The sequence below is a fragment of the Bernardetia sp. MNP-M8 genome (genome assembly GCF_037126285.1).
GTDB lineage: Bacteria > Bacteroidota > Bacteroidia > Cytophagales > Bernardetiaceae > Bernardetia.
Map to the genome: position 1 here is coordinate 1,142,646 of NZ_CP147012.1, position 19,010 is coordinate 1,161,655.

Here is a 19,010-nt window from a genome sequence, read left to right on the forward strand (position 1 = left end):
CACAAAAGATATTTAGAATGGACAAAAAACTATTTCGTTTTTTGTTCGTAAATTTGCAAAATATTATTCTCACTTCAGATTTTATTTGGTTTTACTTCTAACTTCTGAAATCTAAAATCTAACTTTATTATTATGGCAGTTATAGACATAGACGACTCAAACGTAAAAGAAAATTTGAACCAAAACGAAAAAGTAATTGTAAAATATTATGCAGGTTGGTGTGGTTCGTGCAGACTTATTAAACCTAAGTACAAACGTCTTTCTAATGATGAGCGTTTTGAAGGTATTGCTTTTTTAGATACTGATGCAGAACACAATCCAGAAGCTAGAGGTTTAGCAGGAGTTCAGAGCCTTCCTTATTTTGCTATTTTCAAAAATGGAGAATTGGTAGAAGGTCTTTCTACAAGTAAAGAAGAGAGTATAATTGAGCTTTTGGAGAAATTATAATATTTTGTATAATTATGAATATTACAAAAAACTTAGAAAAAGCTAATGTAACCCTTCCTTCTGTTTCAACTCCTGGTGGTTCTTATGTTTCTGTAAATGTAAGAGCGAATATTGCCTACATCGCTATTCAATTTCCAATCTTAGATGGAGAATATAAGTTTCAAGGTAGATTAGGAGATGAAATTTCCACAGAACAAGGATATGAAGCAATGAAGTTATGTGCTTTAAATGTTTTAGCTCAAATCAATTCGAAAATAGGTTTTGAAAATAGTATAGGTCTAAATCATATAGATGCTTACTTTCAATCCAATGAAACATGGGATGATTCTCCGAAAGTTGTAAATGGAGCTTCTGATTTGTTTTTAGAAATATTAGAAGATAAAGGCATTCATTCAAGAGCTATTTTTGGAGTTCATAAATTGCCTAGAAACTTTTCTGTTGGACTAACAGCTACTTTTACTATCAAATAAAATTATTGAACTAATATCATGAAATTACCAGTTATAAAACAATTAGTCGAAAATCACTCATTAGAAGAACTCAAAAAAGCTGAAGCTGCAATGGAAGAAGGCGAAATGCCAGCCTTCGAAGTAAAAGGCGAAGATGAAGGCGAACAATTTACACATGTGATTGCAGCCGTTTGGGTAAAAGAAAAAATGGCAACAGATGGAATTGATGCTCGTTCTGCTATGCGTGAATATACGCAGAAAGTAAGAAATTCAATTTCTTAATTGTACGACAGGCTTCCAGCCTGTCTAGTTTTAACTATTTTTTCACAGACTAGGAAGTCTGTGATACATGTTTTTAGTGGACTTTGAATCCACTTTAAAAAACAAAACTATGAATATAACTACTAAAAATCCAGACAATCCAAATTCGAAAGGAAGAGTTTTGGTCGCCATGAGTGGTGGAATTGATAGTTCGCTCGCAGCCGTTTTGTTGCACGAACAAGGGTATGAAGTCATCGGAATGACGATGAAAACGTGGGATTATGCTGCTTCGGGTGGCAATATGAAAAAAGAAACAGGCTGTTGTAGCTTGGATTCTATCAATGATGCCCGTTCTATTTCGGTTGATTTGGGTTTCCCTCATTATATTTTGGACATTCGTTCAGAATTTGGCGATTACGTCATCGATTATTTTACAGAAGAATATATGGAAGGCAGAACGCCAAATCCATGTGTGCTTTGCAATACGCATATCAAATGGGATGCACTTTTAAGACGTGCCGATAATTTGGGTTGTCAGTATATTGCGACAGGTCATTATGCCAATATTAGAGAAGAAAACGGACGTTTTGTAGTTTCGAAAGGTGTCGATACCAAAAAAGACCAATCCTATGTTTTGTGGGGTGTTTCGCAAGAAAGTTTGAGTAGAACGATGCTTCCGTTGGGCAATCTTACAAAAGCACAAATTCGTCAAATGGCATTGGATAGAGGTTTTGATGAGCTTGTCAAAAAATCAGAATCGTATGAAATCTGTTTTATTCCAGATAATGATTACCGTAGTTTCTTGAAAAGAAGAGTTCCAGATATGGACGAAAAAGTAGGACAAGGAAACTTTGTCATGACGACTGGCGAAGTAGTTGGAAAACATGAAGGTTATCCATTTTATACCGTCGGACAACGCAAAGGACTAGGAATTGCATTAGGCGAACCTGCTTATGTAGTTGAGATTAAAAAAGATACCAATGAGGTTATTTTAGGTTTCAAAGATGATTTGTATAGAGATGGAATGATTGTCAAAAAATTAAATCTTCAAAAATATGCAAACATTGAAGGCGATTTGCTGACTACTACAAAAGTTCGTGTACACCACGCAGGCGCACCAGCAACCATCACACAAAGCGAAAATGGACAAGAACTTACCGTTCTTTTTCACGAGCCTGTCGATGCCATTGCCCCTGGACAATCTGCCGTTTTTTATGATGGCGATGATGTCATCGGTGGAGGTTGGATAGTTTCTTCCTTCCAACAAATTGGAAACGAACGAATAGAGAAAAATTTGTTTCCTACGGAGGTTTATAAGCCTAAGGTGGTTTAGAGTTTTTAATTATATTTGAGTCGAACGGTTTGCTTTGAGTAAACCGTTCTTTTTTATACATTTTCTTTAAAAGAAAAAATAAATTTGATATATTACGTCTGCATTTAACCAAAATGAATTATTACAAAACAATGAATTATGAGAATAATAGGACATCATACTTGTAGTAGTAAAGGAAATATTTCAGATATTGAAATACAAGGTCCATTTTTTTCAGAACATGATGAGGAGGATTCAAATGCACATAAATTTTTGGGTTCTGGCTACTATTTTTGGGATAATAATATAGGAATGGCACATTCTCATGGACAAAATAACTATAAGAGAAAGTACTACATATTTGAAGCTGATTTGAATTTGGTTGAAGAAGCTCTCTTGGATTTAGCAGGTAATAGAATTGACATGCTACATTTTCAAGAAATAATGAAGAAGCTAAATGAAATTGATCCAAATACAGAATCTTGGACATTAGCTCATTTTATTGAATTTCTAAAGAGTAAAAATATTTTTTCCTATAAGGCTATCAGAGCTATTGATACAAGTATTACTCCTCGCAACTTATTAAAATTTGTTCCTGAAAGAAAAAACTATATCAACCTAAGTCCTATATTTATCGTATGTTTACTTGACAACACTAAGGATATTATCCTTTCATTTAATCACATTAGAACTTTTCCACCCAATGAATAAAAAAAGTAGAATACATGAAGAAGTAATGGCTTTTTTAGATAATTATTTGGAAAATACACCCAAAGAAATAATTAGGGAAGAAATTGCTGCTATTAGTCGTAAAAAGTTTGTTGGTAGTTCTGCTAATAGCTATTTTTTGGATTTTGACAAACATTATTTACACTTTGATGACACGATACCAACTAATAACATAAATCAAATAGAACTTCCTTCACGTAATTTAGTACAAAAAAGAAAGAAAAATTTTTCAAGAGTGTCAATTAAAAGCAATAATTTAGCCTATTTTGATAAAAAAGACTCAAAGAAAATGATTTTTCGTATTAATAGATTTAACTCTTTTACAGAGAAACCTTCTGTTTCAAATACTATAAATAAAACATACGATGAGTACCTTTAGAAAAACCTTAACCTACCTTGAAAAACAAAAGTGGCACTATACTATTCCAGAAGAAGAATGTAATATAGCTACTATGGGTATTTCTACTGAAAAAGGAAAATTTCATTGTATAATAGATGTTGATGAGATAGGAAAAAGAATTATTTTTTTTAGTATTTATCCTATCAATGTACCTGTTGCTATTAGAAAATCAATGGCTGAAATTATGATGAGAGTCAATTATACTCTCTTTTTTGGTAATTATGAAATGGATTTTTCTGATGGAGAGATTCGTTTTAAAACAAGCCTTATTTACGAAGATATAGAACTAACAGATAAAATTTTAGAACATATAATAAAAGGCAATATAGTAACTTTAGATACTTACTTTGAGTTATTTAATTCATTTATAAGTGGTAAAACTACTCTTGAAGATATTATTAGTCAAATAGAATCTTAATTTTTTGGAAATGAAAGAGTAGAGAAAAATTTGTTTCCTACGGAGGTTTATAAGCCTAAAACAGTTTAAAATTGTTATTTTTACCCTTACTATTATTTTAATTAGTAAGGGTATTTTTTTATCTAAAACAATTTACAATCAATGATGACAATTAAAACTCTGACCTTAACATTAGCTATAAACCTACTTATAGGATTTACAAATTTTGTTTTCTGCCAAGATGTTAAGGTAACAGCTTCTTATGGAAGTAAAAATCAAGAAATACAAGATATTATTGATTTTCAGAATATTTTTATTGAGAAATTTAATTTTGCTAGTGATAGTCTTATCGGTAAATGGTTTGAGGTCAATATACAAGAATATAAAGATGGTAATTTAGTAAATACCACTCTTATTTTTGATGGTTCTGAATCTGATTATTTCAAAATTGACTCTTCTGAAATGTCTATAAAAATATTTACAGATATAAATGACTCCAACCTTATTACTAGTATTTTTGGCAAACGATTTAGGAGTAAAAAAATGGACTTTGAACTTACAGAAGACTCAAAGAGATATGTTTTAAAAGACTTTTTTGGAAGCAATGATGAAATACAAGTTTCACTAAAACAAGAGTTTCCTATTCTTGCTATCATAACACCTACATTACGCAAAGACGGTTCAAGTTCATATTGTGAAGTAGTTCAATCAAATATAAAACCTGAAGAGTTGGGCAAACATTTTGATATTCCTCACTATTTTTTGATTACAATGAAATTTAAATAATTATGAATTCAGACTACGAAGACAAGCTAGTAAACATAGAAAATAATGTTCAAGATGAAACCTCTTTAGCTTGGAAAAAATTATGTGAGTATATTGAAAAGATAGCAGAAGAAGGAAACGAAGAATTTGCTCCTTATGAATACTTGGGAGAAGAATTACATTCTCAGATTTATACGCTACCAAAAACGATTGCCAAACTCAAAAAGGTAAAGACCATTGTTTTTGCCGTTGTCGGTGTTTAAGCGTAGCGACACCGACAACAAAAACACGCACAAATCTATGGAAAACGAAGATGAAGAGTTATTCGAACATATCTACCCAAACTTTTTCACAGCTAACGAGTATGAATCGTTTCGTGCAAATGTTCTTGTTGGTGCCGCTGCGCTAAAACACCAACAAGGGCAGGGGAAAATCCTCAAATATTTCTGTATCTATCTTGATAACAAGAAATTTTGTAATTTGATAAATCAATCATAACATAAAAAGCAGAAGCACTAGCCGTTGTCGGTGTTTAAGCGTAGCGACACCGACAATAAAAAACACCCACAAGTCTATGGAAAACGAAGATGAAGAGTTATTCGAACATATCTATCCAAACTTTTTTACAGCTACGATTTTGAAATGGTTACCTCTTTTGAAGCCAGATAAATATAAACAGTTAATTATTAATTCTTTAGATTTTTTGGTAACTCAAAAAAGAGCAAAAGTATATGCTTTTGTAATCATGCCTAATCATATTCATTTGATATGGAAAATCTTAACACCTTATCGTTTGTCAAATGTAAAGCGTGATTTTTTTAAGTTTTTGTCTAATAAAATCAAAAAAGACTTAAAAGAGTTTCATCCTGACGTTTTACCTCGTTTTGAATCAACTCAAAATGATAGAAAATATCACTTTTGGCAACGTAATCCTTTACCTGTTTTTCTTTATTCTAGGGAGGTGTTAGAACAAAAATTAGATTATATTCATCATAATCCGGTAACAGGAAAATGGATGTTGGTAAATTCTTTGGAACAGTATAAATGGAGTTCATTTAATTTTTATGAAGAAGAAACTAATGATTTTATTTTTTTATCGCATTATATGGAAGAGTATGAGTAATTTTGTGCAAATGTATTTGTCGGTGTCGCTACGCTAAAACACTGATAAGGGCAGGGAAATATACTACCTTTTTACACACCAAAAAACACAAAATCATGCCACTAACAAAAAAAGAAATTGAAGAAATCATTGAAAACGAAATCATTGTAGATGCATATAGTGATGAAGAAGCAGAAACAGGTTGGGCAACTTATATGGAGGATAATCTCAACTTTCCATTTGAAGCAGAATATTTGGTAAGAAAGGCATCTAAACCAAATGAATGGAAAAAAGTCAGAATTATAGAGAGTCATACAAATTCTTCAAATTATGAAGGTGGAGGCTATTATTTATCAGCCCTACTTGAAGATGTTGATATGATTATTCCAGTAGAAATTGGTGAACTAAGAAATGTAGAAGCCGATGAGGAAACTCTTAATACTTTACAAATATGGGAAAGCAAGAGTAAATATTAAAAAAACGAATGGTTCACACAAAAGCAAACCGTTCGTTATAGCATTAAATTCGTAATTGTACCTTCTTATTCCCTAAGCAAAGAGACCCATCCTTTCAAAATCAAAACTTCATCCGTTGGATTCAAGCGATTGAAAGTAACTTTGATTTGATAAAAATACATTCCAGAAGGCATTGTTGTTCCGTTGTTGTTTTCTCCATTCCAATCAATAAAGACATTATTATCTTCTTCACTAGAAGTTTCAAAGACAAGCTGTTCCCAACGGCTATAAATTTTGGTTTCTACATTTTTGACAAAAGCAGGACAATCTAAGGCTCTGAATGTATCATTTATTCCGTCGCCATTTGGTGTAAATACATTCGGTAGCGCATAATTCGGACAATTATCATTACAAACTTGATTGCTAAATGTACTCTCATTTCCAGCAGCATCAAGAGCCGTAACCACATAACAACCTGCCACAGAACGAACTTGCTCATGCGTGAAAGTTGTATCAGTAGTATTAATCAAAAGTTGTAAAGAATCAGTAGTTTGAGCTTTGAAGTATAAATTATAACTACTTATTTCCAAATCACAATCAGGCGAATAATCATTTTGCCATCTCAAATTATTTCTAAAAAGAGAATCACTACAATAAATAGGGTCTTCAAAATTGATGGTTTCACAAATCAATGAATCTAAAAACAACGTCGTAGGTGAACAAGGAGGTGTTTCATCTAGTGGAATAATACATATCTTTTGAGATTTATTTAAAAGTGGTTCTGGTAACCCTTCTTTGTTGTAACTTCCTTGTGTTGTAACAAAATAACAATATTCTGTTTTGTCTTCTAGTCCTGTATCTGTATAAGAAAACGAGCCACTAAAGACATTTATACTATCCAAAAGAACAAAATCAGTGCCATCAGCAGCCGTTTGACGATAAATATAATGTTGTGGAAAACGTGAATCTGTGTTGTTCCAAGGCACTTCTGCACTCCAATTTAATGTTGCTGCATTTACTCTAGGTGTTGCAGAAAGACGAACTGAACTTGCTACAGCCGAAGAATCTACCAAATTATTATTTGAATAAAAAAGAACTCTATAATTATAAACTTCTTCTTCTGTATTCAGATTTGTATCTACAAAGGTAGTATCATTTTCAGCAAAACGATCTCCTAACTGTGTATAATTTTGCGTTCCTATAAAACCATCTGCACGGAAAAGCTCGTAGGTATAAGGTCTTGGAAATTCAGTTTCTATAAGGTCTAAAGGTTTTGTCCATTCTACTTTCATTTCTCCATTTTGTATATCTGTTTCTTCTACACTTACTTTTGTGATATAAGGTGCATTGGTTGGAATAATTACACAAACTTCATCAGAAACATAACTTTCTCCTCCCCCTGGATTTGGGAATTTTGCAAAAATACGGTAACAATAGGTTTTTCCTCGTTCTAGTCCTTCGCCATTATTATCATCTAAAAAGAATCTGTCTCCTATTTCATTTGCTCCAATTTGTGTATAACCTGTATAGGCTGGTAACCCTGTTTCGCATGTATCAGGATTAAAATCAAAAGAACCTGTTCTTCGCCAAATTGTCATTTCACTTGCATTGGGACACTGATAAGAAAACCAATTCAATGAAATACTATTATCTACTGTATTTACTTCTGCAATCAAAGTATCAGGTTTTGGTCCTACCACTCGGATTTGCCATGTTTTTAAATCTACTAGTTTATTACTACTCGGACTAGGCTGATCTTCTGCTTTAAATGTTACGGCATAGGGTTGCAAACGCACATCTTCACATACTGTTTGCCAATCAAAAATGGCTTTCTCTTCTCCATTTGGAGGCTGAATATTCAAAATATTAAAATTAGCATAATTTCTTGGTGGTACAGATTGTAATACATTTGCCTCTCTAAATAATGCACTATATCCAAAAAGTTTCACAAAATCATTATCAGGGTCTGTTCCTGTAATTGTATCTCTCAAAAAAGCTCCTGCTGTAACACATGTATCTCTAGGAATTTCTAAAATTGGACGCTTATTTGGATTATCTCTTACAATAATTTGCATATCACGGTTTACTTGTCCAATCAAAACACCTTCACGCCATTCTTGAACAATAAAAGCAACATTAAATTGTCCTGTACGCCCAGGAGTATTCCAAATTAAATCTCCTGTAATTGGATCAAGAGTTGCTGTAGCTATTCCTCCATCTTCACTTTCGCCTCCAAAAGCAGGGTCATCTAAAAGTCTGAAACCTTCAACAGGAGTATTTACAGCACGCTTAGGGGTAACAAAAATATAAGCCAAACTATCTCCATCAGCATCATACGCACCTGGATTATGAATAAACTTTTCACCAACACGAGCAAAATCAATTGGTGGAACAAGCAAAACAGGTGAGCGATTCAGACCCAAAAATGGATTTATCAAAAATGTAGATTGGATATGAAAAGCTGTATTAACAGAATTTGGAATATTGACTATATTATCATTTCTGTTTCGAATAGCCACCCCCACGTTATATTCTCCAGCTCCAGGAAAAGTATAAGTAGTAGTATATGTATTACGAGTAGTTGCATTTCCAATACTAACTCCTGAAAGGCGAGTTACCATACGAGTTTCGCCAGTTCCAAAATTAAATTCAATTTCTGCGTCTGGTTGTACTCCTCCATCATCTGTATAAATGATAGCAGTAATTCGATAAGTAAGACTAATATCCGAAATACGTTCGGCTGTCAAATCTCCTGCTCTTACGTGAGTAGCGTAGGAATTTTGAGTAAGAAAAGATAAAAAGAAAAAACAGAAAAAAACACTATAAATCAATTTAGCAGACATAAAAAAATTTGATTTAATAGGTTTTATATTTTTAAAAAAATAGAAAAAATCCTTATTCATTGGTTTATATTTATTTTATCGAAGTAATATCGAAATAACTGTATTTTTAAAGGAGGGTTTTATAAACCTCCAATTAATTTATTAGAAGGGAATTTTATGTTCAATATAATTTCTGATTTATAATTGCACTTTTCAGAAGGTAAATATAAAGATAAGGCAGTCAATTGCAAATACAAAATTTTGTGTTGCATTAAAATAGTATTACTTACTCTAGCAAAATTATATCTAAATTCTTTACACAACTTTGATTATAAAATCATAAATGAAAAATTTATTACTGTTATTCTGAAAGAATTATATTATTTTTGAAAAATGAATACTTCAAATACACCTTCTACTCGCTCTATTCCAAAAATTGATTCTTCCAAAGGTACTCGTTATGCCATTTCGGACATACACGGTTGCGTTCAAACATTTAAAGCTCTTATCAAGAAAATAAATCTTTCTACCGATGACCAACTTTTTTTGTTGGGAGATTATATCAATAAAGGACCTGATAGCAAAGGTGTTTTAGATTATATTATAGAACTTCAAAAAACCTATTCTGTTTTCTGTTTGCGAGGAAATCATGAAGAACTTCTAATTAGAGCGCACCAACGAGCAGGAGGAGATAAATCTATTCGTTTAGTACCTGTTTTGCATCGTGGCAGAGGATTAGTAGATGAAAATCGCCGTATTTTACCTGAATATTTACCTTTTTTGGAAAGTTTATGTTATTATTTTGAATTAGAAGATTATTATTTAGTTCATGCAGGTTTTGATTTTGAAGCTCCAGACCCTTTTTCTGAAGTTGAAAAAATGCTTTGGTTACGTCATTTTGAAGTGGATACAAGTGTAGTAGGAGAAAAAAGAATTATTCATGGACATGTTCCAGAGTATTTACAGTTTATTCAAGAAGAGATTGATTATGGTTGTCCTTCTATTTGTATCGATAATGGCTGTGTATATAAAACACGCAGAAAAGCAGGTTTGGGGCAGCTTTTAGCCCTGAATTTGGATAGTTTAGAAATAATTTTACAAGAAAATATAGAAACAGAACGCTCTTCCTCAAGAAGTCATTTTTTATAAAAAATCAATGCTTTTAATATCATTACATTTTCAATTATCCATTCTCAATACAGTGTAACATAATAAACGTTATCACGGTTATTTACAGGTTTGATAATCAACTTAATTATAAAAACTATACCTTTGCTTATTTTTCCTTAGTGGTAGGTTTGCAAACCTACCACTAAGGAAAAATGAACTTTACAAAATTAACCGTGATAACGTTTAAGTTTTGCGATATTTTAAAAATATTTTTGATGAGAAGTTTTATCAATAAAACTAACTGTCAGACACTTCTGAACGGCTTTAACCCTCAACGAAGTTAAAGTGTCTGATAGGAATAAAACAATCTCAAAATATAAATAAACTTTTGAAACAGTGTACTCAACTATCAATTAATACGCTGCTCTCCTCAAACGGTCATTGATTGCTCTTCCTAATTCTTTTTCAGGTAGAAGTTCTGCTAATATAATTTTGATATTGAGTTTATCTAATTCCCTCATATAAGAAAAAAGATTTTGAGCTGCTTCTGAAAAACTTCCTTCTTCTGATAAAATAAATTGATTTTTTAGAGGAATTTGCTTATATTTTTTATTGAATGATAAAATCCCCACTTCATTAATTTCTAATTCTTTACTTGCTTCATATTCTTTCAACATTTGCTCAATATTTCCCAAACGCATTTTTATTTTAGGTGCATAATGACTCAAAAGCATTCCAGAAGAAGCTACTTTTGTGATTTCTTCTTTTTTATTTTTGTCTTGAGCTTTATCAGAATGAGGATTTGAATTTGAATGTTCTTTCACAATCAGTTTTCCTATAACTTTCTCTAGTTCTTCTATTGCTATTCCTCCTTTTCTAAAAACTGTCAGTTGTCCATTTTCTTCGCCTACAATAGTAGATTCTACACCTATTTTACAGCTTCCTCCATCTAAAATATAATTTACTTTTTTGCCTAATTGCTCAAAAACATGGTTTGCTGTTGTCGGACTAATGTATCCAAAAGGATTTGCACTAGGTGCAGCTAGTGGAAAATCAAGACTTTTGAGAAGCTCCAAAGTAAGACCATGGTTTGGAATACGAACAGCGACGTGTGGAAGTCCACTCGTTACAAGGTCTGGAATAATTGATTTTCTAGGTAAAAGAAGCGTCAAAGCACCTGCCCAAAACTGTTTTCCTAGTTCTTCTGCCCAACTTGGAAAATCAGTTGTCCAGCTTTTAATTTTATCGATATTGTCTGTATGGACAATCAGAGGGTCAAAAGTAGGACGATTTTTGGCTTCAAAAATTTTGGCAACAGCCTTTATATCAAAAGCATTGGCTGCCAAACCATAAACTGTTTCAGTAGGAATAGCAACTAAATTTCCTTTTTCTAAATTTTCTTTCGCAATTTTTATATTGCATCCAATAATTGATTTTTGATTCAAAATGTAATCTAGTTTTTTCTTTAAAATGAATGAAAGATTATGTATTAATGTTATGTGTCGTTGGTGAGACACCAACAACAGCAAAAATTATATTACTTGTCTTGTAGAGGATGTCCTATACTAAAAAAAAATGTTCGTAATTTATCAAATATTGTACAATCTGTTTTTATGTTATCTTGAGAATCATTTTCTATTCTATCACAAGACAAACAAACATTTAATAAAGATATTATATTGTGATTACTATCATAAAATACAATCATTTCTCTAAAAACTGGCGCACACATCCAATCATATTGTTGACTAAAATCTGTACTTAAAATTTGCTGTAAAACTTCATATTCGGTACTATTTTTTATAAAAACACCAGTTTCTTTTGCTGTTGGATGAGGAAGACCTGTTTTTACTAACAGTTCTTTTGTTCCCCTAATCATTAGGCTTAATACTTTACTTCTTTCTATTTCATCTATTATATTTTTTAGTTTGACATTCAACTCATCATTATAACTTCTACTTTCTTCTAATCTAAGAAGAGAATAGGTTTTGAAATATGAAAAGTTTAAATTTTCAATAAATTCTTTTGTAGTCATAATTATTTTTATACCCTAAGATTCTTCAAAGACTCTTAGGGTTTGAGTTTAATCTATTTTCCTTCCAAATAATCTCTCAAATACTCAAATTCTGCTGTCAAATCTTTGTCTTTGGTAAGATTTGCTCTAGCAATTCGGTTTCCATCTGTAAAATTATGCTCTTTCAAATAAGAAGGATTATCTTCAAATAATAAATACGGCAAAACTTGATCTATAAGTTCTCTACCAAAATCTCTTGAGGCATCTCTAGGAAGTTCACAAGGCAAATTATCAACTGCCATAACTGTTATATTTTTTTCATCAGAAAATGGTTTTTCTTCACTTTCTGTTTCTACATTATAATCATAAAATGGCTCTGCAATAGTAGAAGGACGACTTGTAGAAGGAATAGAACCTTCAATATCACACGTAATATCTGCTATCACTTTGATTTTAAAATCATTTTGTTTCATTTCTTCTTTAGTAAACAAAACAGGCGATTTTGGATTCCAATAGGCAGCAGCAATCAGTAAATCAGTCTTTTTAGCAAAGTCTGAAAAATGACTATTGTAGTCTGTGGCATTATTATAAAAATCTTTCAAGTCAAAATCTTTATTTTCTTTTGTTTGTCCTTTTTTAAAATGATAATCCTGTGAGCGAAGACGAGTAAAAACAGCTTCATCAAATTCTTTATTCAAATAATCTTCTGGACTGACTTCCTTTATTTTCATTCCTTCCAAAACTTCTACCGAACCTTTTGCAACTCTTCCACCTCCTGTAACGGCAATTTTGATAGTTGGAAGTTTTACTTTCTCAAATTCGCTCCACATTTCATCCATATCAAAACATTCATTGGCAGGTTTCAAATCAAATAAATCAAAACGCTTTCCATAGGTCAAAATCCCATTATATGCTCCTACAATTCCTGCATAACGACCAAAAGCAATCACTCTTTGTCCTGCTGCATTTGTCAGAACCTCATAATCTATAAGACGAATATTTTTTTCTATAATTTTTTCTAATAAATCTCTATTATACGGCTGTTTTTTGATGGTATGAGAGAAAAACAAATAGGTTTTGCCTTCAATAAGTTGAGGTTTAGGAACTTCTTTTACACCTAAAAGAATACTCGCTTCATTTATATCTTCTGTAACTCTACAACCTACTTTTTCGTACTCTTCATCTGAAAAACAACGAATTGGACTAGGCTGAACCAATATTTCGAAATCTTTATCAGTAATTCTATATTTATCTAAAACTTCTTTGCACTGTTTGGGAGTAAGGGCGACACGACGGTCTGGTGGTGTTTTGCCTTCACGAATAAGAGCTATTTTTTGCATAAAAAAGAAAAGGTGTTTTTGTGTGTTAAATTCAATTTTGATGCAAATTACAAAAAAATATTCCTTCTTTTACTCCTCTGTTTACTCATCGTCTAAAGTTTGTAAAAAAGCAATTACATCTTTGATTTCTTGTTGTGAAATGTTTTTACCTTTCTTTGTCATTTAAAAGATAGAGATTTATAGCTCCAATAGGTTCAGTAATTTTAAAGTTTCTATCATTTATTTGTACCAAAAGTAATAATTTTTTTCCGTGAGCAAATTTTTGTCTGCCTTGCTCTGCAAAAACATCCAAAAGCATTGTTATACTCCATTTATCTAAGTGGTTCAAGTGTCTGAAAACTATTAATGTACCTTCATCACTTACCTCATAATCACGTAAACAATCATTGAGAGCATCAAAGTTTTTACCATAATAATCTGGGAAGTTTAATTTATGTTGAAGGTCATAGTGTAACTCTGCTTTATTTGATAAAAAATCTCCTTCAAACTCTATTATCTCATAATTTTTATCTTTCAATAATTCAATATCATAGTCCATGATACTTTCTTTATGGTATAATCTTACACAACCATTACTTATTATGTTTAAATCTATATTCTTATCTCGTATCTGTTGCCATTTTTTGGCTTTTTCTTCGTAGGTTTCCATTTAAAAAAATTAAAAAGTATACAACTTAAGTTTATGCAAATTACAAAAAAATATTCCTTCTTTTACTCCTCTGTTTACTCATCGTCTAAAGTTCGTAGAAAAGCAATTACATCTTTGATTTCTTGTTCTGATAGATTCAAAGGTTCGGCTGGTAGAGTTTGATATTCCAAATCAATTCCGATTCCTGCGCCTCCACCACGGTTATAAAAGTCCATTACTTGTTCTAATGTTTGATAAACGCCATTGTGCATATAAGGAGCTGTTTTTGAGATATTTCGAAGTGTTGGAGTTTTGAAAAAATGCTTTCTTTCTTCGGTCTGAAAAACGTTGTATCTTCCAAAATCAGTATCAATTTTTGCATTGAGAGTATCGTTTTTTGAAGGAACACCAATAAGCTCAATTTCAGATTCTCTAAACGAAGAAGGAACAGTTCCATTGAAAAGAGGTGCAAAATGACAGGTCGCACAAGCAGCTTTTCCCATAAAAAGATTGAAACCATTGATTTCATTTTGTGTAAAAGAATTTTCTGTTCCTTTCATATTTCTGTCTAATTTAGAAGAAAAAGGCGAAAGACTACGGATATAATCTGCCATTGCTGTTCTGATATTTTGTTCTGTCAAACTATCTGAATAAAGTTTTGAAAACTGCTGAACATAAACAGGATTTTCTTTGACAGCTTTTAATAAAATTTCTGCATTGGTATGAAATTCTGTTTCATTATTGATAACTGATACAATTTGCCCTTCCAAGCTTCCTGCTCTATTATCATAAAAAAAACCTTTTTGAAGTGCTGCATAAGTTAGTGTTGGACTGTTTCTTTTTTGTCCTTCAGGAATTTTCTTTCCATCTGTAAATGCTCGGCTTTGCTGATGACAGGTTGCACAACTCATTTTTTTGTTGCTTGAAAGATTTACATCATTAAAAAGCTGTTTTCCCAAAACGATTTTATCTTTGGAAATTTGTCCTAATTTTTGGTCAGAAAAGAAATTTAGATTGAATGTAGAATCTGAAAAAAGCGAAGTTGCATCGTTTTGAAAGGCAAGTTCTAAAGGAAAATCTATTTTCCAGTCTTTTACTGTTTTGTTCCAAAGCTGAATTTGTGATTCTGTGTGATTTTTTATGAATGAATATCTATCAAAATTTTCAAAATTGGTTTTGTCATCTTCATTTAAAAACTGAATACTTTTCTTTAGTGATTCTTTCCATTCTTGATAAAGTTGCTGGTCTTCAAATTGAGTTTCAAAGAAAGATAAATAGTTTTCTAACTCTTGATAAACGATTTTATTGTCATAAAGAGAAATTCCAGAAGGCGAGTCAAAACCTGTAACTCCTGTCAAGGCAACTCTAAAAATAGCATCTCTAAAAAGCCACAAAAAATGATAATTTTTATACACAGAAAGATTTGTATTCCTTTCAATCAATCGAAGACGTTGAAGCGTTTTGTCAGCATTTTTTTGAATTTTTTTGACTATTTCTTTTTCTATATTTCCAGTTGGATTGATTTCTAAAAACAAAAGCTCTTCCAATACTTGAAAACCAAAAGGCTCATTTATTTTGATATTGGTAGCATCTTCTTCTTCTACTTTCAAAAGATTTGGAGAGATAAGTGTTTTGTAATTATTTGCATCCACAAAAGATAAAATCGGTTCTATTTTCTTAAAATTATTTCTCGCTTCTCTATAATGTTCTTGACTTTTTTGGATATGAATTTTATTATAAGCTGTGTCTTTATCAATAAAATTGAGTGCTTTTTTGGTAGCTTCTAAATTATTGATACAGTTTTCTATATTCGATAAATAGATCGCTTCTATTTCTTTGAATGGATTTTTAGTTTCTTGAAGATTATTTTTTTGAGAAGTTTCTTTTTGTGAATTGGTACAAGAAACAACAAAAAGTAAACTAGAAAATAAAGTAAGGAGGGAAATTGGGAATTTCATTTGAGGTAATTAAAAAATCCTCGCTGACGGTTCAGACCTCAACGACGGTTAGTATTTGTAATATAAATTATCAAAAACCCTAAGAAAAAATTGAATAATTCAATAGTTTCTTAGGGCTGTTTTAGTAAATAAGAATAGAAAAATTATCTTCCTAAACCATTTACAATAAATAACATACTTCCTTCTTTTGTACTTGCATCCACATCTGAAACAGCATTTGGATCTGTAAAAGGAATTCCGTCAGCACTTTCCCAACCGTGATTTTGAGTAATTACTAAGAATGTTTCATCAACTCCTACAATATCAGAAACATCAATCATTCCTGTAATTTCCCAAACTCCATTTTCTGTTCCATACCCTTGTGCTGCTGCTGTAACTTGGTCACATTCCAAAACTACTTTTAATGCTCCTGTTCTCAAATCATATTGATATAAACGTGCGTAATGTGTTTTGTCTTCTGTATCAAAGTAGCCATTTGGATCTTCTTGAATATAAGCATAATTTTCAGTTACTAGGATATTATCTGGGCTATGAAATGCTTTTGCTTTTCCATCTAATTTGTCACCATCTAATACACAAGTGATTTTACCTGCCTTAGTTGGATCTTCTGGATTCATTTCTAGTTTATAAACACGTCCATAAAAAGTTCCTTTTCCTTCTAAACCATCTTTTTTACGACCTGTAACACAAAAATAAACTTCTCTGTTGTTGTTTGCAGAACCTCTTCTCCAGTCAATATCTTCTACTCTTGAGAATCCCATTGTACCTTTTTGTTTGGCTTCTGCATCTAACAAATCAATATTTGTTTCATTGAGTTCTACGAATTCCATGTCATAAGAAGTCCCTTCTTTCATATCCATTTCATAATTGATACCATTTGAAGTTACTTTTAGTCCGTAAAGTTTTCCACCTTCTAAATCACCTCTATCACCAACATACATTCCTAATTGTCCTGATGGTATAGCATCATCTGAATGATCATCACCAATAAAAACAACTGTTTTGTTAGCATAAGCATCTTTTCCAATTGGAACAGCATTTTCTGTCGACCATTGTCCCATTGCAGTAAGCATACGAGGCGAAGAAGCCGAAGTTGCACTTTTGAAAGGGTCAGTAGCAAAAACACCTTTAGATGCGCCTCCCCATTCTCCACCAGACAAATACAAAGGACCAAAACCATGTTCTTGAGGAGTAATAAGAGTTCCCGAACATTGAGCTGTTGAAGCTGTTGCTTGTGCGTTGAGGATATACTCACCTTTTACAGGTTTGAATGTTTTGTCAAGCGTAATTCTAGCAATAGAATAATCAGATTCAATATTATTGATGAGTGTAAAAGTTCCATCAGCATTTTTCAACAAGCCAGCACCATCAGCCATTGAGCCATAAACGAAATTAGGACTTTCGCTTAATTTGTCTTCTGAAGTAAGCAAAGGCATCACTTTTACACTAGAAAATTCAGAAGAAAGTTTTAAAAATGAAGGTGTAATAGAATGAGCAGCCAATTCTACATCTGTAGTGATTACATCAGGTGTATCATTATCGTCGTCTTTACAAGCTGTTGTTAGATTTAAACCTACAAAAGCAAGAGTTAATAAAGTAAATTTTGAAGTTTTCATTTTGATAATATTGAAATAGTAAATTTTTGAATGAGCATTTAGTGTTTTTGTTTGATGCTGCAAACTTACTATTCCAGCCTTACCTACTGATTAACTTCTGACTAAGAAATTGCACTTTTTTGATATACTTTGTTTGGTTTTTCTTAACAAAAAATTTATCCTTTACATAAAAAGAATTCATTAAAATCGGGTTCTTCGCTGATTTCTAGCTTAATATCTCCTACTTGGATAAGTTCTAAGATTGCCAAAAAGTTAAAAACGACCAAAACACGGTTTCCACTTTCTTTCAAGACTTCCAAAAAATTTACTCTTTCATTATTCAAAACCTTCTGAATCAAATAGGCTCTTTGATTATTTACGCTGTATGGATAGGGTTTTATATTACTTAGTTTTGGCTGTGAAAGCTCATGCAATTCCATTACGTTTTGGAAGGCTTTCAATAATTTATATAAATCTACATCTTCCAAATCTACATCTTCTGGACGTACTTTTGAAAGGGTTTTGAGTTCTGAAATAATATTTCCTCTCGTTTCTCTAGCCAAAGAATCATCTTCCAAATTAGAAAGCTGCTGAATAACAGGGCGATAACGCTTGTATTCTAAAAGCTGTTGGATAAGTTCTTTTCTTGGGTCAATGATATTTCCTTCTTCATCTACCTGCTCACGAGGAAGTAACATTTTTGCTTTTATCTGCATGAGTGTTGCAGCCACTACAATAAATTCACTTGCCAGTTCGATATTCATTTTTTCTAGCGCACGAATGTACTCCAAAAAATCAGTCGTTACTTTGGTAATCGGAATATCATAAATGTCTAATTCGTCCCTCTCAATAAAGAAAAGTAACAAATCAAATGCGCCTTCAAAAACGGGTATTTTTATTTCGTACATGGATGCAAAGTTAGAAGTATGAAGTTAAATTTTAGAAGTTATTTGATAGGTGTAATAAAAAAATAAGTCTAATTAAATTTCTGTTATGTAGATTTTACTTCATAATATCGATTAATTGCCTTATTAATTACTAATAATAAATCATTTCCATGGTATTGAATTGTGCCTTCTATAGATTTTACCCTACTAATTACAACTGTAATTGTATCTTTTTCTCTCGCTCCATCAAGTTTAACCAGAACAATATTACTCTCTTCTTTTATTTTTTCTAATTGCTCAAAGGCTTCTTCTAGGTTATACTTCATTGTTTTTTAGTTA

The 19,010-nt window shown here is 31.8% G+C and carries 22 protein-coding genes; 13 read left to right on the plus strand and 9 right to left on the minus strand.

All coding sequences use genetic code 11. From position 1 onward, the window contains the following. Window positions 1-132 precede the first annotated feature (132 nt). The 12 genes from V9L04_RS04745 to V9L04_RS04800 all read left to right on the plus strand — a co-directional run bounded on the left by V9L04_RS04745 (window position 133) and on the right by V9L04_RS04800 (window position 6,338). Window positions 133-447: a thioredoxin family protein gene (locus V9L04_RS04745; RefSeq protein WP_338792932.1), complete on the plus strand. Its 315-nt coding sequence runs from the start codon at window positions 133-135 to the stop codon at window positions 445-447. A 14-nt stretch (window positions 448-461) separates the two neighbouring features. Next, the gene (locus V9L04_RS04750; protein WP_338792933.1) at window positions 462-917 is read left to right on the plus strand and encodes a RidA family protein; all 456 of its coding nucleotides are present in this window, start codon (window positions 462-464) and stop codon (window positions 915-917) included. Between the two features lie 18 nt (window positions 918-935). After that, on the plus strand, window positions 936-1,178 hold the full coding sequence (locus V9L04_RS04755) for a hypothetical protein (RefSeq protein ID WP_338792934.1): 243 nt from the start codon (window positions 936-938) through the stop codon (window positions 1,176-1,178). A gap of 109 nt (window positions 1,179-1,287) precedes the next feature. Continuing rightward, window positions 1,288-2,490: a tRNA 2-thiouridine(34) synthase MnmA gene (gene mnmA, locus V9L04_RS04760; protein ID WP_338792935.1), complete on the plus strand. Its 1,203-nt coding sequence runs from the start codon at window positions 1,288-1,290 to the stop codon at window positions 2,488-2,490. 138 nt (window positions 2,491-2,628) lie between these two features. Continuing rightward, window positions 2,629-3,180: a hypothetical protein gene (locus tag V9L04_RS04765; protein ID WP_338792936.1), complete on the plus strand. Its 552-nt coding sequence runs from the start codon at window positions 2,629-2,631 to the stop codon at window positions 3,178-3,180. Next, window positions 3,173-3,577, plus strand: coding sequence for a hypothetical protein (locus V9L04_RS04770; protein ID WP_338792937.1), 405 nt, complete (start codon window positions 3,173-3,175; stop codon window positions 3,575-3,577). The genes V9L04_RS04765 and V9L04_RS04770 overlap by 8 nt, the downstream gene beginning before the upstream one ends. Beyond that, window positions 3,564-4,016: a YbjN domain-containing protein gene (locus V9L04_RS04775; protein ID WP_338792938.1), complete on the plus strand. Its 453-nt coding sequence runs from the start codon at window positions 3,564-3,566 to the stop codon at window positions 4,014-4,016. The genes V9L04_RS04770 and V9L04_RS04775 overlap by 14 nt, the downstream gene beginning before the upstream one ends. A gap of 141 nt (window positions 4,017-4,157) precedes the next feature. Continuing rightward, window positions 4,158-4,781, plus strand: a complete 624-nt coding sequence (locus V9L04_RS04780; RefSeq protein WP_338792939.1) for a hypothetical protein — start codon at window positions 4,158-4,160, stop codon at window positions 4,779-4,781. Between the two features lie 2 nt (window positions 4,782-4,783). After that, window positions 4,784-5,023 carry a hypothetical protein gene (locus V9L04_RS04785; protein ID WP_338792940.1) on the plus strand — a complete coding sequence of 80 codons (240 nt, stop codon included), beginning with the start codon at window positions 4,784-4,786 and terminating at the stop codon, window positions 5,021-5,023. Between the two features lie 37 nt (window positions 5,024-5,060). After that, the gene (locus tag V9L04_RS04790; protein WP_338792941.1) at window positions 5,061-5,258 is read left to right on the plus strand and encodes a hypothetical protein; all 198 of its coding nucleotides are present in this window, start codon (window positions 5,061-5,063) and stop codon (window positions 5,256-5,258) included. Window positions 5,259-5,334: 76 nt separating this feature from the next. Next, window positions 5,335-5,883, plus strand: a complete 549-nt coding sequence (locus V9L04_RS04795; RefSeq protein ID WP_338792942.1) for a transposase — start codon at window positions 5,335-5,337, stop codon at window positions 5,881-5,883. Between the two features lie 95 nt (window positions 5,884-5,978). Continuing rightward, the gene (locus tag V9L04_RS04800) at window positions 5,979-6,338 is read left to right on the plus strand and encodes a calcium-binding protein (protein ID WP_338792943.1); all 360 of its coding nucleotides are present in this window, start codon (window positions 5,979-5,981) and stop codon (window positions 6,336-6,338) included. A 65-nt stretch (window positions 6,339-6,403) separates the two neighbouring features. On the opposite strand, the gene V9L04_RS04805 is transcribed toward V9L04_RS04800, so the two are convergent. After that, a complete protein-coding gene (locus V9L04_RS04805) occupies window positions 6,404-9,160 on the minus strand; it encodes a gliding motility-associated C-terminal domain-containing protein (protein WP_338792944.1) in 2,757 nt (918 codons plus the stop codon). Window positions 9,161-9,532: 372 nt separating this feature from the next. Between V9L04_RS04805 and V9L04_RS04810 the strand changes: the two genes are divergently transcribed. Then, a complete protein-coding gene (locus V9L04_RS04810; RefSeq protein ID WP_338792945.1) occupies window positions 9,533-10,288 on the plus strand; it encodes a metallophosphoesterase family protein in 756 nt (251 codons plus the stop codon). 374 nt (window positions 10,289-10,662) lie between these two features. On the opposite strand, the gene V9L04_RS04815 is transcribed toward V9L04_RS04810, so the two are convergent. The 8 genes from V9L04_RS04815 to V9L04_RS04850 all read right to left on the minus strand — a co-directional run bounded on the left by V9L04_RS04815 (window position 10,663) and on the right by V9L04_RS04850 (window position 18,997). Continuing rightward, a complete protein-coding gene (locus tag V9L04_RS04815) occupies window positions 10,663-11,694 on the minus strand; it encodes an L-threonylcarbamoyladenylate synthase (RefSeq protein ID WP_338792946.1) in 1,032 nt (343 codons plus the stop codon). 92 nt (window positions 11,695-11,786) lie between these two features. Further along, a complete protein-coding gene (locus V9L04_RS04820; protein ID WP_338792947.1) occupies window positions 11,787-12,284 on the minus strand; it encodes a hypothetical protein in 498 nt (165 codons plus the stop codon). A 53-nt stretch (window positions 12,285-12,337) separates the two neighbouring features. Next, on the minus strand, window positions 12,338-13,603 hold the full coding sequence (locus V9L04_RS04825; RefSeq protein ID WP_338792948.1) for an NAD(P)-dependent oxidoreductase: 1,266 nt from the start codon (window positions 13,601-13,603) through the stop codon (window positions 12,338-12,340). A gap of 145 nt (window positions 13,604-13,748) precedes the next feature. Then, window positions 13,749-14,252, minus strand: a complete 504-nt coding sequence (locus V9L04_RS04830) for a barstar family protein (protein ID WP_338792949.1) — start codon at window positions 14,250-14,252, stop codon at window positions 13,749-13,751. 74 nt (window positions 14,253-14,326) lie between these two features. Further along, a complete protein-coding gene (locus tag V9L04_RS04835) occupies window positions 14,327-16,189 on the minus strand; it encodes a cytochrome c peroxidase (RefSeq protein ID WP_338792950.1) in 1,863 nt (620 codons plus the stop codon). A gap of 143 nt (window positions 16,190-16,332) precedes the next feature. Next, window positions 16,333-17,805 (minus strand): alkaline phosphatase PhoX, encoded by a 1,473-nt coding sequence (locus V9L04_RS04840; protein WP_338792951.1) that lies wholly within the window; start codon window positions 17,803-17,805, stop codon window positions 16,333-16,335. A 155-nt stretch (window positions 17,806-17,960) separates the two neighbouring features. Further along, window positions 17,961-18,692, minus strand: coding sequence for a segregation/condensation protein A (locus tag V9L04_RS04845; RefSeq protein ID WP_338792952.1), 732 nt, complete (start codon window positions 18,690-18,692; stop codon window positions 17,961-17,963). Between the two features lie 83 nt (window positions 18,693-18,775). Beyond that, complete coding sequence (locus V9L04_RS04850) at window positions 18,776-18,997, minus strand: hypothetical protein (protein ID WP_338792953.1); 222 nt, start codon at window positions 18,995-18,997, stop codon at window positions 18,776-18,778. Between the last annotated feature and the right edge of the window lie 13 nt (window positions 18,998-19,010).

Coding starts and splice junctions, on each gene's coding strand:
- V9L04_RS04745 (WP_338792932.1), top strand. CDS start 133: ATGGCAGTTATAGACATAGACGACTCAAACGTAAAAGAAAATTTGAAC.
- V9L04_RS04750 (WP_338792933.1), top strand. CDS start 462: ATGAATATTACAAAAAACTTAGAAAAAGCTAATGTAACCCTTCCTTCT.
- V9L04_RS04755 (WP_338792934.1), top strand. CDS start 936: ATGAAATTACCAGTTATAAAACAATTAGTCGAAAATCACTCATTAGAA.
- mnmA (WP_338792935.1), top strand. CDS start 1,288: ATGAATATAACTACTAAAAATCCAGACAATCCAAATTCGAAAGGAAGA.
- V9L04_RS04765 (WP_338792936.1), top strand. CDS start 2,629: ATGAGAATAATAGGACATCATACTTGTAGTAGTAAAGGAAATATTTCA.
- V9L04_RS04770 (WP_338792937.1), top strand. CDS start 3,173: ATGAATAAAAAAAGTAGAATACATGAAGAAGTAATGGCTTTTTTAGAT.
- V9L04_RS04775 (WP_338792938.1), top strand. CDS start 3,564: ATGAGTACCTTTAGAAAAACCTTAACCTACCTTGAAAAACAAAAGTGG.
- V9L04_RS04780 (WP_338792939.1), top strand. CDS start 4,158: ATGATGACAATTAAAACTCTGACCTTAACATTAGCTATAAACCTACTT.
- V9L04_RS04785 (WP_338792940.1), top strand. CDS start 4,784: ATGAATTCAGACTACGAAGACAAGCTAGTAAACATAGAAAATAATGTT.
- V9L04_RS04790 (WP_338792941.1), top strand. CDS start 5,061: ATGGAAAACGAAGATGAAGAGTTATTCGAACATATCTACCCAAACTTT.
- V9L04_RS04795 (WP_338792942.1), top strand. CDS start 5,335: ATGGAAAACGAAGATGAAGAGTTATTCGAACATATCTATCCAAACTTT.
- V9L04_RS04800 (WP_338792943.1), top strand. CDS start 5,979: ATGCCACTAACAAAAAAAGAAATTGAAGAAATCATTGAAAACGAAATC.
- V9L04_RS04805 (WP_338792944.1), bottom strand. CDS start 9,160: ATGTCTGCTAAATTGATTTATAGTGTTTTTTTCTGTTTTTTCTTTTTA.
- V9L04_RS04810 (WP_338792945.1), top strand. CDS start 9,533: ATGAATACTTCAAATACACCTTCTACTCGCTCTATTCCAAAAATTGAT.
- V9L04_RS04820 (WP_338792947.1), bottom strand. CDS start 12,284: ATGACTACAAAAGAATTTATTGAAAATTTAAACTTTTCATATTTCAAA.
- V9L04_RS04825 (WP_338792948.1), bottom strand. CDS start 13,603: ATGCAAAAAATAGCTCTTATTCGTGAAGGCAAAACACCACCAGACCGT.
- V9L04_RS04830 (WP_338792949.1), bottom strand. CDS start 14,252: ATGGAAACCTACGAAGAAAAAGCCAAAAAATGGCAACAGATACGAGAT.
- V9L04_RS04835 (WP_338792950.1), bottom strand. CDS start 16,189: ATGAAATTCCCAATTTCCCTCCTTACTTTATTTTCTAGTTTACTTTTT.
- V9L04_RS04840 (WP_338792951.1), bottom strand. CDS start 17,805: ATGAAAACTTCAAAATTTACTTTATTAACTCTTGCTTTTGTAGGTTTA.
- V9L04_RS04845 (WP_338792952.1), bottom strand. CDS start 18,692: ATGTACGAAATAAAAATACCCGTTTTTGAAGGCGCATTTGATTTGTTA.
- V9L04_RS04850 (WP_338792953.1), bottom strand. CDS start 18,997: ATGAAGTATAACCTAGAAGAAGCCTTTGAGCAATTAGAAAAAATAAAA.